This window comes from Pseudoalteromonas sp. UCD-33C, from assembly GCF_001306895.1.
In the GTDB taxonomy this organism is placed as follows: Bacteria; Pseudomonadota; Gammaproteobacteria; order Enterobacterales; family Alteromonadaceae; genus Pseudoalteromonas.
In genome coordinates, this window is sequence record NZ_LJTB01000005.1 from 83,590 (window position 1) to 97,981 (window position 14,392).

At 42.7% G+C, this 14,392-nt stretch carries 12 protein-coding genes; 5 read left to right on the forward strand and 7 right to left on the reverse strand.

Annotation, left to right across the window (positions count from 1 at the left end; genetic code table 11):
* Window positions 1-66 precede the first annotated feature (66 nt).
* A complete protein-coding gene (locus AOG26_RS11990; protein WP_054562712.1) occupies window positions 67-1,719 on the reverse strand; it encodes an acyl-CoA dehydrogenase family protein in 1,653 nt (550 codons plus the stop codon).
* 141 nt (window positions 1,720-1,860) lie between these two features.
* Between AOG26_RS11990 and AOG26_RS11995 the strand changes: the two genes are divergently transcribed.
* Entirely contained in the window at window positions 1,861-2,361 is a 501-nt protein-coding gene (locus AOG26_RS11995) for an RDD family protein (RefSeq protein ID WP_054562713.1), read from the forward strand.
* A gap of 73 nt (window positions 2,362-2,434) precedes the next feature.
* On the opposite strand, the gene lptG is transcribed toward AOG26_RS11995, so the two are convergent.
* On the reverse strand, window positions 2,435-3,502 hold the full coding sequence (gene lptG, locus AOG26_RS12000) for an LPS export ABC transporter permease LptG (RefSeq protein ID WP_054562714.1): 1,068 nt from the start codon (window positions 3,500-3,502) through the stop codon (window positions 2,435-2,437).
* Entirely contained in the window at window positions 3,499-4,611 is a 1,113-nt protein-coding gene (lptF, locus tag AOG26_RS12005; RefSeq protein WP_054562715.1) for an LPS export ABC transporter permease LptF, read from the reverse strand. Before lptF ends, lptG begins: the two co-directional genes overlap by 4 nt.
* A gap of 322 nt (window positions 4,612-4,933) precedes the next feature.
* On the opposite strand from lptF, the gene pepA reads away from it, so the two are divergent.
* From pepA to AOG26_RS12020, 3 genes are all read left to right on the forward strand, one after another.
* On the forward strand, window positions 4,934-6,448 hold the full coding sequence (gene pepA, locus AOG26_RS12010) for a leucyl aminopeptidase (RefSeq protein WP_054552638.1): 1,515 nt from the start codon (window positions 4,934-4,936) through the stop codon (window positions 6,446-6,448).
* A gap of 126 nt (window positions 6,449-6,574) precedes the next feature.
* Entirely contained in the window at window positions 6,575-7,021 is a 447-nt protein-coding gene (locus AOG26_RS12015; protein WP_054562716.1) for a DNA polymerase III subunit chi, read from the forward strand.
* Window positions 7,022-7,044: 23 nt separating this feature from the next.
* Window positions 7,045-9,900: a valine--tRNA ligase gene (locus tag AOG26_RS12020; RefSeq protein WP_054562717.1), complete on the forward strand. Its 2,856-nt coding sequence runs from the start codon at window positions 7,045-7,047 to the stop codon at window positions 9,898-9,900.
* 110 nt (window positions 9,901-10,010) lie between these two features.
* Here the strand turns inward: AOG26_RS12020 and AOG26_RS12025 are convergent, their stop codons facing one another.
* On the reverse strand, window positions 10,011-11,288 hold the full coding sequence (locus tag AOG26_RS12025; protein ID WP_054562718.1) for an outer membrane protein transport protein: 1,278 nt from the start codon (window positions 11,286-11,288) through the stop codon (window positions 10,011-10,013).
* Between the two features lie 336 nt (window positions 11,289-11,624).
* On the opposite strand from AOG26_RS12025, the gene AOG26_RS12030 reads away from it, so the two are divergent.
* A complete protein-coding gene (locus AOG26_RS12030) occupies window positions 11,625-11,948 on the forward strand; it encodes a hypothetical protein (protein WP_054562719.1) in 324 nt (107 codons plus the stop codon).
* Here AOG26_RS12030 and AOG26_RS12035 read toward each other — a convergent pair.
* The 3 genes from AOG26_RS12035 to AOG26_RS12045 all read right to left on the reverse strand — a co-directional run bounded on the left by AOG26_RS12035 (window position 11,908) and on the right by AOG26_RS12045 (window position 14,383).
* On the reverse strand, window positions 11,908-13,125 hold the full coding sequence (locus tag AOG26_RS12035) for an HD-GYP domain-containing protein (protein ID WP_054562720.1): 1,218 nt from the start codon (window positions 13,123-13,125) through the stop codon (window positions 11,908-11,910). The genes AOG26_RS12030 and AOG26_RS12035 overlap by 41 nt on opposite strands.
* A gap of 236 nt (window positions 13,126-13,361) precedes the next feature.
* Complete coding sequence (gene rraB, locus AOG26_RS12040) at window positions 13,362-13,697, reverse strand: ribonuclease E inhibitor RraB (protein ID WP_054562721.1); 336 nt, start codon at window positions 13,695-13,697, stop codon at window positions 13,362-13,364.
* On the reverse strand, window positions 13,697-14,383 hold the full coding sequence (locus AOG26_RS12045) for a 1-acylglycerol-3-phosphate O-acyltransferase (protein ID WP_082401632.1): 687 nt from the start codon (window positions 14,381-14,383) through the stop codon (window positions 13,697-13,699). The genes rraB and AOG26_RS12045 overlap by 1 nt, the downstream gene beginning before the upstream one ends.
* Window positions 14,384-14,392 lie beyond the last annotated feature (9 nt).

Genomic DNA, 14,392 nt, shown 5'->3' on the forward strand with positions numbered 1-14,392 from the left:
TAAGGCGGCAAGCGTTTTGTGCGGCGCCAGTGCTCAACCGCACAATAATTAAACAAGTTGTTAACTTTAGAGTTTTGGCATCATTCGCGAAACAATCGCCTGACAATCGATATCATGACTCAGGCAGCCGTACTGACTAAACCCTGCACCACTTAAACGACTTTTTACAAACGCATCGGCAATAAGTGACTCGCCAAATTGTAATAGTGTTGCTGCTTGCCAAAGTAGCGCGAGCTTCTCAATTATGCGCCGAGCATGCATTTCGAGGTTTGCAGTATCTGTGAGCACCTCTTTTAGTTCATCGAGTTTTATCGCAAAATCAGGGTGCAAACTGCGCGCTTTTTCAAGCTCATTAATAAGCACCTCAAGTGATTCTGGTTCACGGCTAAACACGCGTAAAAGATCAAGGCATTGCACATTACCAGAGCCTTCCCAGATAGAGTTTACCGGTGCTTCTTTATAAAGTCGGCTGGTAATGTTGTCTTGAACATAACCCACACCACCAATACATTCCATAGCCTCATAAGTGTGCTGCACTGCCCGCTTACAGATCCAATACTTACCGATTGCTGTGGCACTGCGTATTAATGCCACCTCATTACTATTATCTTGTTTATCAAGGGCATGGGCAATACGCATTGAAATGGCGAGTGCAGCTTCGGCCTCGATAGCTAAATCAGCCAATACATTGAGCATGAGCGGCTGTTGATGCAAGTTTTTACCAAATACACTGCGCCCAGATGTATGCCAAATTGCTTCTTTTATTGCTTGTAACATCAGCGAGCTTGAACCCAACATGCAGTCATAACGGGTTAAAGCAACCATTTGAATAATAGTGGCAATGCCTCGCCCCGGCTCACCGAGTAACCAACCATGTGCACCTCTAAATTCAATTTCAGAACTCGCATTTGATTGATTCCCCAATTTACTTTTTAAGCGCTGAATATACATGGCATTTTTCTCGCCAGATTCGAGCCAGCGCGGCACTAAAAAGCAAGATAACTGCTTGTCATCGGTATTAGCGAGTACCAAAAAGGCGTCGCTCATAGGCGCTGAGCAAAACCATTTGTGGCCGGTTAAAGCATATAATTGCCCTGCACCACTTTCATTGATGGCGTCTGCTTTGGTGGTGTTCGCCCGAACATCAGAGCCGCCTTGTTTTTCGGTCATCGCCATACCTATGGTGACACCTTTTTTCTCGGTCCAAGGCTTATTATCTGAATCGTAATGATTTGCCAGTATTTTAGGTAGCCACATAGCCGCTACATTTTCTTGACTCGCAATGGCAGGCACACTGGCAAAGGTCATGGTTAATGGGCAGCCGGAGCCCGGATCAGCATGATTGTGCAGCACCGCCATAACGGCTCTTACAACATGGCTACCGGCTTTTTGTTGCTGCCAAGGCAATGCGCAGTGCCCTTGCTCTATAGCGTGCTGCATTAGCTGATGGTAACTTGGGTGATAATCAACTTGGTCTATGCGTTCGCCAAATCGGCTGTGAGTGGTTAATTCGGGTAAGTGTTTGTTTGCTAAGAACCCAGCTTGCAGTAATACTCCTCCCACTTGCTCCCCAAACGCCGTTAAATGCGTAGTTCCCCATTGCCCTGCAAAACGATTTTGCCAATATTGAAGTACCGTGTCGGCCTCATAGGCATTGTAGTTTTCAAGTGGTTTGGGTTGATTAAATACCTGATGAGTTTCGCTTTGAGAAACGGCCATAACTGTGTGCTCATTTTTTATTATTTTCTCAACTATAGCAGGTCAGACCTGTTTGTCGACTTGCTAAACAGCCGTTAAGTATTTCTTGTTTGCGAAGGACTTTGCTAAACTACTGCGCAATTTAATTGGACGAGATTGTTTATGTCAGCTGAGTTTCCACGTGCCGGTTTCTGGCGCCGCTTTGCCTCTTTAATCTACGATACCTTGGTTATCATTGCCTTTGCGATGCTGACAACCGTACTGTATTTGTTAGCTGTTCAAGGGCTAATTTCTTTAGACTTACTAAGTATTGGTGACGCTGAAGATGTATCTGCTTTCATTCAAAATTCACCATTATTGTATGGCATTCGTAGTGTGTTATTGGTGATAGTGAGTGTTAGTTTCTTTAGCTATTTTTGGGCTAAGAGCGGCCAAACTATTGGTATGCGTGCATGGCGTTTAAAGGTGCAAACTCTCGATGGTCATTTAATTAGCTGGCATCAAGGCGCTCTTAGAGCCATTACTGCACTATTAGGTTTAGGTAACTTAGTGGTGTTGGTCGATTTTAAAAATAAGCGTGCCTTGCAAGATTACATCGCAAAAACTGAAGTGATCACCCTCACCAAAGAAGAAAATAAACGTATTTATCGCTCACTTGATTAAGTGATTAAGCAACACATCAAGCACAAAAAAGCGTGGCTCAACCCACGCTTTTTTTATGCTTTTTAAACGAGCATTACACTCGTTTATTCAATAGATAAGTCGCAAAACCAATAAACAGTAGGCTTGGTAATACGGCACCAACCACAGCTGGAATTTGGTAAACCATCACCACAGGACCAAATATCTCATTGGTTAAGTGGAAAGTAATACCGGTTATAACACCCATGATGATACGTGCGCCCATGGTTACTGTGCGAAGCGGGCCGAATATAAACGATAAAGCAACTAACAACATAACGGCGATAGATACAGGCTGCATGATCTTACGCCATAGCGCTAGCTCATAAGTGCTGGTGTCTTGCTCATTTTGCTGCAAATAACCTAAATATGACCAAAGCCCAGTAAATGACAGCGCTTCGGGCTTAACCGACACCACTCCTAATTTTTCGGCGGTCAGTTGCGAGTCGTAAAACTCTTCTTTATGCTGCTCAGTACTGATCTGCTCAGGCGTGATCATTACTTTATTTACATCACGAAGTAACCAACCATCTTTACGGTTTATTGCCTCTTCTGCCTTGGTAATTTGAGTAAGTTGTAACGATTTATCAAAGTGATACATGTGCACGCCACGTAAAGTGCCTTGCTGATCGACATCTTCAATATTAATAAAGTTGCTACCATCTTTCGCCCACACACCTTGCTTAGCATTAAATACATCACCACCATAAATCGCTTGATTACGTATTTCTTTTGCTTTGAGCTGTGCTTCTGGGGCACCCCATTCACCTAGCGCCATCATACAAATCGCCATAAACATCGCGGTTTTCATGACTGATGCAATAATTTGCAGGCGTGACATACCCGCCGCTTGCATAACGACCAGCTCACTGTTTGATGCCAATGCACCTAAACCTGTTAAGCCACCAATCAAGGCTGCCATTGGGAAAAAGATAACTAAATCACCCGGCATGCTATACAGGGTGTAAATCAGCGCAGTTGCAATATCATAGCTACCACGGCCAACTGATTTTAACTGCTCAATAAACTTAATGAGGGTACTAATACCTACCAGCACCATTAATGCAAAACCGGTGGTTTGAATTATGCTGCGACCTAAATACCAGTCGAGTGTTTTCATCATGCGTTTAACTCCCGCTTAGTCACAACTGCCTTTAACCATGCGCCGAGCGGACGACCTTTAATAATCAAGAAACCACCAATAAACAAGGCTGATAAATGGATCCACCATAAGCCAATTGAAGGCGGAATTTTACCATCTTCAACAGCAAACTTAGCTGCATTCAATAAAATGAAGTACCCTAAATACAAGCTGATTGCAGGCACTAATTTAGCGAATTTACCTTGGCGCGGATTCACCACACTCAGAGGTACTGCAAGTAAAGTTAATAATGGAATTGAAAGCGGAATAGCTAAACGCCACTGCCACTGCGCAATAGCTTCAGAGGTTTTCATTTTGAATAAATCAAACGTTGGTATAGCTTCTAATTTACGACGCTGGTGCTCAATTTCTTGATCTTGAATTTGTACACTGTAACCATCGAACTCTGTTAGGTTTAACGCAGCAGACTCGCCATCTGTTTCGTAGCGCTTACCATCGTTAAGAACAAGTTGCTGCTCACCGTTATCTTGCTCAATCACCACACCACGCTCTGCATACACTAAACGGGCTAAGTCACCTTTTTCACGATCTGGTAGCTGTGCAACAAATACCTTGTGTAGCTCTTTTCCGCTATTTTCAATATTGTGAATAAAAACAACCGCTTTTTCGTTACCCGTTTGCTGAAAACGCCCTGCACGTAGTGCCGATAAGCCGGCATCAGCTTTGGCTTGCTCTTTTAATTGATATTCTTGCTCACTGGCCCATGGCGCAACATAAAGAGTAAGCGCACCGGCTAAAATAGCCATCGCAGTACTTGAGATAAGCGTGACACGAACCACATACCACTCACTGACACCACAGGCTTTGAAAACTGTCATTTCGCTGTCTGCATAAATGCGACTGTAGGCCAAAATAATCCCTAAGAAAATACTCAAAGGTAAGATAAGTGAAGCAAGTTGAGGAAGTTTTAGTGCAATCATCGAAAGCACAAGTTTAGCTGGAAGACCCCCTTCTGAGGCGTCTCCTAAAATAACAACAAACTTTTGAGACACAAAAATAGTCATCAAAGTTAAAAATACGGCGACCTGCGACTTGAAGACTTCAGTGGTCAAATAACGAAAAATTAGCAATGCTCGCCCCTGTTAAACATCGAGTTTCACTGGAATAGTAAGGAATTTTGAGTAAACTAGTTATTTTACTCACTTTATTATATGCCATCAAAGTTAAATATCATACCTAGCAAGAACATATAATCTTGCATAAATGGTGCAGATGGCGTCTATTATGTGATATTGATATTCACATTAAGATAAAGTTCAAAAACACATAAATAGAGTCATAGTTTATGTACTAAGATTAGTGCTATTAAACTAAAAAATGTAAGAAAGGACTCGAAAAAGAATTTCTTACCCTTATAAACTAAGGTTATACGACTCAATATCAGGAGTAACAATGGAATTTAGCGTAAAAAGTGGTAGTCCAGAAAAGCAACGTAGCGCATGTATTGTAGTAGGCGTTTATGAGCCACGTCGTTTATCCCCCATTGGTGAACAATTAGATAAAATCAGTGACGGTTATATCTCAAACTTACTACGCCGTGGTGACCTTGAAGGTAAACCTGGCCAAGTATTGCTATTGCATCATGTACCTAATGTACTGAGCGAGCGTGTACTACTAGTAGGTTGTGGTAAAGAGCGTGAGCTTGATGACAAACAATATAAACAAATCATCTCAAAAACGATTAACACGCTAAACGAAACAGGTTCGATGGAAGCGGTATGCTTTTTAACTGAGCAACACGTTAAAAGCCGTGACACTTATTGGAAAGTACGCCAAGCAGTTGAAACAACTCAAGACTGCTTGTACACCTTCAATCAACTGAAAAGCAAAAAGAGCGACCCACGTCGCCCACTACGTAAAATTGTTTTCAACGTACCAACGCGTCGCGAGTTAACCATTGGCGAAAGTGCAATTGAGCATGGCTTAGCCATCGCTGCAGGTAGCAAGTTATGTAAAGATGTTGCCAACATGCCGCCAAATATCTGTAACCCTGCTTATTTAGGTGAGCAAGCACAAGAAATTGCTGATAACTTCGATAATGTAAGCGTTGATATTATCGGCGAAGAAAAAATGGCAGAACTGGGCATGAATTCATACCTAGCAGTTGGCCGTGGTAGTGCTAATGAATCGGTTATGTCAGTGATCAACTATCAAGGTGGCGACAAAGACCAAGCGCCAATCGTGTTAGTGGGTAAAGGCTTAACCTTTGACTCAGGTGGTATTTCAATCAAACCAGGCGAGGCCATGGATGAAATGAAATACGACATGGGTGGTGCAGCAGGTGTTATTGGTACTATGCGCGCTTTAGTGCAAATGCAATTACCAATTAACGTTGTCGGTGTTTTAGCGGGTTGTGAAAACATGCCAGGCTCAAATGCTTATCGCCCGGGTGATATCTTAACAACTATGTCGGGGCAAACAGTTGAAGTGTTAAATACCGACGCTGAAGGCCGTTTAGTACTGTGTGATGCACTCACTTATGTTGAGCGCTTTGAACCTGATACCGTTGTCGACGTAGCAACACTGACAGGTGCGTGTATTATCGCGCTGGGTTCACATGCCACAGGTTTACTATCAAACCACAACCCACTGGCCCATGACCTACTAAAAGCGTCTGAGCAAAGTGGCGACCGCGCATGGCAGTTACCTTTATGGGATGACTATCAAGAGCAACTTGAAAGCCCATTCGCTGATTTCACCAACTTAGGTGGCCGTGCCGCAGGCACCATTACAGCGGCATGCTTCTTATCTAAATTCACCAAAAAATATAACTGGGCGCATTTAGATATCGCAGGTACGGCATGGCGCAGCGGCGGTAAAAACAAAGGTGCAACCGGTCGTCCGGTACCTATGTTGACTCAGTATTTACTAAACCGCGCAGGCGTGAGTGAAGCAAGTCACGATTAAGCCTTATCGCAAGCTTAAAACTATCCCTAAATAAGGCGCCAAATGGCGCCTTATTAATTGAAGCAATTCGCGTTCTATGTCAAAATCCCTGCTTTGATCTGTGTATCTGTGGGGACGAAAGTCACTATGAATATGAACGCACAATTTTACGTTCTAAAACAAGATGATAGTGCCCACCAAACGGCTGGCGCTGTTTTCGATCTGGCAGCTAAAATTGCTGCGGATCAGTATCGTCTAGGTCATCGCGTATTTATTTACGCTGATAACACCGACACGGCCCACACAATCGACGACATCATTTGGTCATTTGAACCAGATAGTTTTGTACCTCACAACTTACAAGGTGAAGGCCCTAAAGGTGGCGCTCCGGTTGAAATTGGTATGACTCCACCTGTCGGCAACAGAAAAATATTAATCAACTTAGCTGAACACCTACCGGATTTTATTCGCCGTTTTCAGCAGGTTTATGATTTCGTACCCGTTGAGCCAAATGCTAAGCAAGCCGCCCGAGAGCGGTTTAAAAAGCTTCGCCAACTGGGCGCCCATATTGCAACGCAAGAAATTGACATTTAAGCATTTATTTAAGGTTCTGTGTAATGGATAAAACCTATAATCCGCAAGATATTGAACAGTCTTTATACCAAGGCTGGGAAGAAAATGGCTACTTTAAACCGTCTGGCCAAGGTGACGCATACTCAATTATGATCCCGCCACCAAACGTCACGGGTAGCTTACACATGGGCCACGCGTTCCAAGATACCATCATGGATACGCTAACGCGTTTAAAGCGTATGCAAGGCAACAACACTTTATGGCAAGTAGGTACTGACCACGCGGGTATCGCAACGCAAATGCTTGTTGAGCGTAAGCTTGCTGCTGAAGAAGGTAAAACACGTCACGACCTAGGCCGTGAAGCATTTATCGATAAAATCTGGGAGTGGAAAAACCACTCTGGTGGCACGATCACTAAACAATTACGTCGTTTAGGCGCTTCTGTAGATTGGGACCGTGAGCGTTTCACTATGGACGAAGGCCTTTCTGAAGCGGTTAAAGAAGTATTCGTACGTCTTCACAAAGAAGATTTAATCTACCGTGGTAAGCGCCTAGTTAACTGGGATCCTAAGCTACACACTGCGATTTCTGATCTTGAAGTTGAAAACAAAGACAAACAAGGTCACATGTGGAACCTACGTTACCCACTTGCTGATGGCGTAAAAACCAAAGATGGTAAAGACTACATCATTGTTGCGACAACACGTCCTGAAACAATGCTAGGTGATTCAGGTGTTGCTGTTAACCCTGATGATGAGCGTTACCAAGATCTGATCGGTAAAGAAATTTTACTGCCTATCGTAAACCGCCGTATTCCAATTGTTGCCGATGAGCATGCAGACATGGAAAAAGGCACAGGTTGTGTGAAAATCACGCCTGCCCACGACTTTAACGATAACGAAGTAGGTAAACGTCACCAACTACCAATGATCAACATCTTCAATAAAGATGCTGCGGTATTAAGCGAAGGTGAAAGCTACACATTCGACGGTAAAGAGCTTGAATTAGATGCGCCAATTCCTGAGCGCCTACATGGCCTTGACCGCTTTGATGCACGAAAAGCGATTGTGAGCGAATTTGAAGAACTTGGTCTATTAGAAAAAATTGAAGATCATAGCCTAACGGTACCTTACGGTGACCGTTCTGGCGTAGTGATTGAGCCACTTCTTACTGATCAGTGGTACGTGCGCGTAGCACCACTTGCTGAGCCTGCAAAAGAAGCCGTTAAAAATGGCGACATTAAGTTCGTGCCTCAACAATACGAGAACATGTACTTCTCGTGGATGAACGACGTACAAGACTGGTGTATTTCACGTCAGCTTTGGTGGGGTCACCGCATCCCAGCTTGGTACGATAACGAAGGCAACGTTTACGTTGGTCGTGACGAAGCTGAAGTACGCCGCGATAACAACCTTGCTGATGATGTTGCACTTAAGCAAGACGAAGACGTTTTAGATACCTGGTTCTCATCTGCGCTTTGGACTTTCTCAACGCAAGGCTGGCCGGCAAACACTGATGATTTAAAAACGTTCCACCCGTCTGACGTATTGGTAACAGGTTTCGACATCATCTTCTTCTGGGTTGCTCGTATGATCATGATGACCATGCACTTCATCAAAGATGAAGACGGCAAGCCACAAGTACCATTTAAAACCGTTTACGTAACTGGCCTTATCCGCGATGAAAACGGCGATAAGATGTCTAAATCGAAAGGTAACGTACTTGATCCTATCGACATGATTGACGGTATCGATCTTGAAAGCCTAGTTGAAAAGCGCACTGGTAACATGATGCAGCCACAACTAGCGAAGAAGATTGAGAAGAACACTCGTAAAACATTCGAAAACGGTATCGAAGCACACGGTACAGACGCACTGCGTTTCACCCTTGCAGCAATGGCTTCAACGGGTCGTGATATCAACTGGGATATGAACCGTCTTGAAGGTTACCGTAACTTCTGTAACAAACTATGGAACGCAAGTCGTTACGTATTAATGAATACAGAAGAGCAAGACTGTGGTTTCGCTACAGATGCTGAGAAACAGTATTCACTCGCTGATCGTTGGATTTTAGGCCAGTTTGAAGCAACTGTTAAAACCTATACTGAGCATCTAGAAAACTACCGTTTTGACCTAGCCGCAAACACTATTTATGAGTTCACTTGGAACCAATTCTGTGACTGGTACCTAGAGCTTACTAAACCAGTATTGTTTAAAGGCAACGAAGCACAGCAACGTGGCACTCGTCATACCTTAATCACGGTATTAGAAAGCCTACTTCGCTTAATGCACCCGTTAATGCCATACATCACAGAAACGATTTGGCAACGTGTTGCACCACTTGCAGGTATCGAAACTGCGGGCACTAGCATCATGGTTCAAGGTTTCCCTGTTTACAATGAAGCAAATGTTGATAGCCAAGCGATGGACGACCTAGAGTGGGTTAAACAATTCATTCTTGCTATTCGTAACATCCGTGGTGAAATGGATATCAGCCCAAGCAAACCATTATCGGTATTGCTTGCTAATGCGTCTGACGAAGACAAACGCCGCTTAACGGAAAACGAAGCTTTCTTAGCGTCTCTTGCTAAGCTTGAAGAGTTCACGCTTCTTGATAGCAAAGACGAAGCACCTGCGTGTGCAACATCGTATGTTGGTAACCTTGAGATCATGATCCCAATGGCTGGCCTAATCGATGTTGAAGCTGAACTAGCTCGTATCGCGAAGCAGCTTGAAAAAGCAGAGAAAGGCTTAGCTCAAGTTAATAACAAATTAGCTAACGAGAAGTTCGTAAATAACGCGCCAGAAGCCGTGCTTGCTAAAGAGCATGCTAAGCTGGCTGAGTTTACAGATGCGAAAGACAAACTATTAGCGCAAAAAGCGAAAATCGAAAGTCTATAACAGCATATATAAAGCGCGATTTATTCGCGCTTACAAAAAAGCCGCGCTATAACATTGTTATAGCGCGGCTTTTTAATGCTCTGTAGCAGCGACTTTACGTCGCGTCAAAATTAAAATTTGTAGTTGTACTGAGCACCAATTAGAACTGCGTGACCTTTTGATTCATATTCCCATGAAACATCTTGGCCTAAAGAAGCAGCTAGGCTGTCTTTTTCAGAGAAGTTTTGTGTTTTACCACGAAGGATACTTACACCTAAGTCAACATTTGAGTTTTCGCTGAATGCGTAGTTACCACCAAACGAGAACCAGAAACGATCTGTATCAGGGATAGAGATTGAAAGGTGTGATTGGTCTGCTGGTGACTCATCGTATGCAATACCTGCACGAAGTAAAAGTGCATCGCTGTACTGGTAGTCAGTACCGATAGAGTAACGCATTGAATCTGAGAAGTTCTCTTCTTTAGAGAATACAGGCGTTTCAAGGCTTGGTGTATAAGCTTCTAATTTTTGGAAGCTATCCCAACCAGTCCATAAGATGCTGTAGTGTACGCCTAGCTTCTTATCAAGTTGATGTGAACCAGAGAACTCAGCAATTGCTGGTAAAGTCAGTTTTAACTCACCCGGTACTGTAGTACCCGCTAAACCGCCAACTGCAGCTGGAAGTTGGTTTGAGTACTCGCCTTCAAAGTCGATATCTGTTTCACTGCGGTAGTTAAAACCAAAACGGTTGTTTTCGTCTAACTGATACATAGCACCAATGTTCCAACCAAAGCCGTAGTCGTCACCTTCAAGGTGAGCAATTTGCGTGCTAGCTGGTAAACCAAATGGATTAGTACCTGCATTACGAACAACTTTTGCATCAGCATAAACATAGTTTAAACCAAGACCTAAGCTGAACTGTTCGTTGATTTTATATGAAGCGCTAGCATTCATGTTAACTGTTACGATTTCAGTTTCACCTGCAATAGAGCCTGCCGCGTAGTCATCTTTAAACTCAGTTGAAAGACCGAAGTTTGAAAAAGCACCAAAGCCTAAAGACACTTTATCGTTTAAAGGCATTGTGAAGTAACCTGCAGGGATAAATGCAGATGGTGCGATGCTATCGTCATCGATAGAGCTTTCATCTAAGCCGTATGCAGCACTTTCGCCTTTTAAACTTACATCTGGAATTACAGCAATACCTGCTACTGAGATTTGCTTGTCTTTGAATAAAGACATAAGTGCAGGGTTACGAGCAACAACTGATGCGTCATCTGCAACAGCTGCTTCACCAGCGTATGCGCGACCTAAACCTGAAACGTTTTGCTCTGCTAATTGGAAAGCTGCAGCGAAGCTGTCAGCAGAAACAACAGCAAGTGATGCTGCAATTAGTGTTTTAGTGAACTTCATAAATCTGTGTCCTCTTGCAAACTTGTGCGAAAGCTAATCCAACAATGAGGGCAACCTATTAGTTAAGCATAAAAGATTAGCGCTGTATGTTGGTATTAGATGTTTTATTCTAATGATTACAAACTTTCGAACATTACCTTAATTAAGATCAAAAAACTGTAATTTTTCGTTAGAAATAGGTAAAAAACCCGCATTTTAACAACAAGATAACAACTTATTAAAACTCATCAGAGCTCTGATTACAAAAACAACAAACGGTAGTAATTATCATTTGCATTGACATCTATTTCTTGTCCCTTTAGACTAAAAATAAAGGTTTTACTGTTGAGTTTGAGTATGGAAATCGCATTGATTATTGCGGCACTGATGTTATGTGGTGTGAGTGTTCATTATTTTTGTAAAGCAAACTATTGCGCGTGCACTAAAGCGGGTGATTGCGATAACCCAGTCAATCACTATTGGCTAGGCGCCATGCTGAGTGCTGTTTTATCACTACTGTTATGTTGTGTGGCCTTACATGTAGAAAAAGGCACATTGCTGTGGTTGGTATTAATGACGAGTTGTTTTAGTGGTGCATTTATATCAGCAAAACGCAGTGCCAAAAAACGCTGTGTTAAGTCTAAACAAGCAGATGCTCTTTTAACAAACGAGCCAAATTAAGCTGATAATCTAGAGGCTTAATACTCGCAATAATTTTTAGTTCTTTTTCTACGCTTAAATCGACATCTTTGGCAGTAATATGATGCTTATGCTTGGCATTATAGAAGATCTTTATTTTCGGCTTAATTGGGTTTTCGTGGTTACCTTCCATCACTAACGCCAAGCGCTCATTATTCAACTTCACAATCGTTCCAACAGGGTGCACCCCTAGGCATTTAATAAAGCGTTGCACCAACTCAGAGTCAAACAATTGCTTATTGGCAAGTAAATAACGCAGCGCTGAGATTGGCTCTTCACCCATTTGATGAGGCCTGTCTGCTGTCATTGCATCATAAACATCGACGATTGCCATCATACGGGCTGCACGGCTCAGCTTTTCAGCTGCAATACCGCGAGGGTAACCTGTACCATCTAAACGCTCATGGTGATTCACTATCATATCGAGCATTAACGGCGTAATGCCCTTTTCACCTTTCACTAAACCTAAACTCTGCGCCACATGCTTTTTAACAACTTGCATTTCGTTGTCGTTCAAGGCACTTGGTTTAGACAATACACCTTGTGGCATTTTCGCCTGACCGATATCGTGCATCAATGCACCCATTGCCAGCTCTTTAATTGTCTTTTCTTTGTAACCTAGGTACTTAGCAAACACACTCACCAAAATAGCGGTGTTGATCATGTGCCGCCAGTTATAAATATGTTTATCTTTAAGGCGAGTTAAAATAGTTAAGGCATTGTGATTACGAAATACCGAGCTGACTATATCAACGGCGATATCATCAAGCACAGCGACATTCATCTTTAAACCCGATGTGATATCTGAGTAGAAACCTTGCAATTTTCGGCTGTGCTGCTCGTAATGCACGCTGGCTTTTAGAAACTCTTGTTGAACCGTGATCCCTTGTGGTGCTTCGTTAGCTGCAGGTTTTTGTTCAACCTTAGGTTTAGCCGGTTCAGGCTTTGGTTGGTATTTTTTAGGTAATGCAACATCGCTTTGTGTAAAGTCGATGAGTAGCTCTTCAACCCCCTCAGAGATCAGGCGTTGAATAATCGTTTTATCACGCACTAAACCACGTGTTTTGATTTTAATACTATTTACATGCTCTTGTTGCTTACTGACACTGTCAACAAACATCCCTGGTACAAGTTCGGCAATGGGTAAGGTAATAAGCATATGTGAGCTTAGCGCATAAAAACATCGAGTTTTTTATTATCGCTAATTGATTACAAATGTCTATAGATTGGGTAGCGAATACGAAATAGGTATGAGTTAAGAAGTTAGAAAGGGGAAAGTTAGAAAGGGGAAAGTTAGAAAGAGTAAAGCTAGAATCGCTTAGCTAACGACTCAAGAAACTCGCTAACTTTACTCTTGAAACTTGCTAACTTCCCATCCCTAGCAACTCGCTAACTTTACTCCTGAAAGTAAGTACCCCAGCCGTCGTATTCAACGTCGGTTTGCTGAGCAAGCGCTTCTAGCTTGTCTACGTCTTCCATAATCGCTTCTACTTCAAGTTCACACTCAACAACCACGTCAAAGCTCCACACTTTCTCGCCGTCTTCTAGCTCAAGTTCTGCAGGTTCTTCAACATCGTAACCTAGTTTAAAAGCGGCTAAAGCGGCTTGCTCTAACTTTTCAAAATTTTCGCTAACAAAGTGGTGTTCCACTTCATAAAGTACTTCAGGATCTGAGCCATCTTCAAGTAATGAAGTAACGATGTCTTCAGTAATTTCGCGCCAATTTTCCATTATTTGTTTCTCACTTGAGCATCTAATTCAGTTATTTTAGCAGCCATAATCTGATGAACATGTGAAGCATGGTCACGAGCAGATACGTCTTTATCAAGATAAATCGGCGCTAACATTTCGAGGTAAATTGTACCATTATCCCAGCGATTTAGCTTAATAGTTTTGTGCGTTGTACTCATACAAACAGGCACAACTGGCACATCAGCACTCATTGCTGTGTGAAATGCCCCAGTTTTGAAGGGTAATAAACCACGACCATAGCTTCGCGTGCCCTCAGGAAACATCCAAACCGATAGACCTTTTTGTTTTATTTTCTCAGCTGATTTAGAAATTGTACCTGCCGCTTTTGAGCGGTTAGCGCGGTCAATTAAGATATTTCCCGATAACCAATATAGTTGACCAAAAAATGGGATCCATTTGAGGCTTTTCTTACCTAGGCTTACGCAATTCTCTGGCACCATGGCAGGTAAAGTGAATAGGTCATAGTTATTTTGATGATTTGCTACATAGACAGCAGGACCAATATTTTTTGGAGCCTCGTGATATTTAAGCTCTAGTTTGACACCTAAAATTTTAGCTACCTTGCAAAACCAACCCGAAATAATATGCACGTTATTAGTATGAAACGGCTTAACGATGCATAAAAGCAGCCCAAAAACACAGCTCAAAACAATGAATAACGCCATGAAAATTAT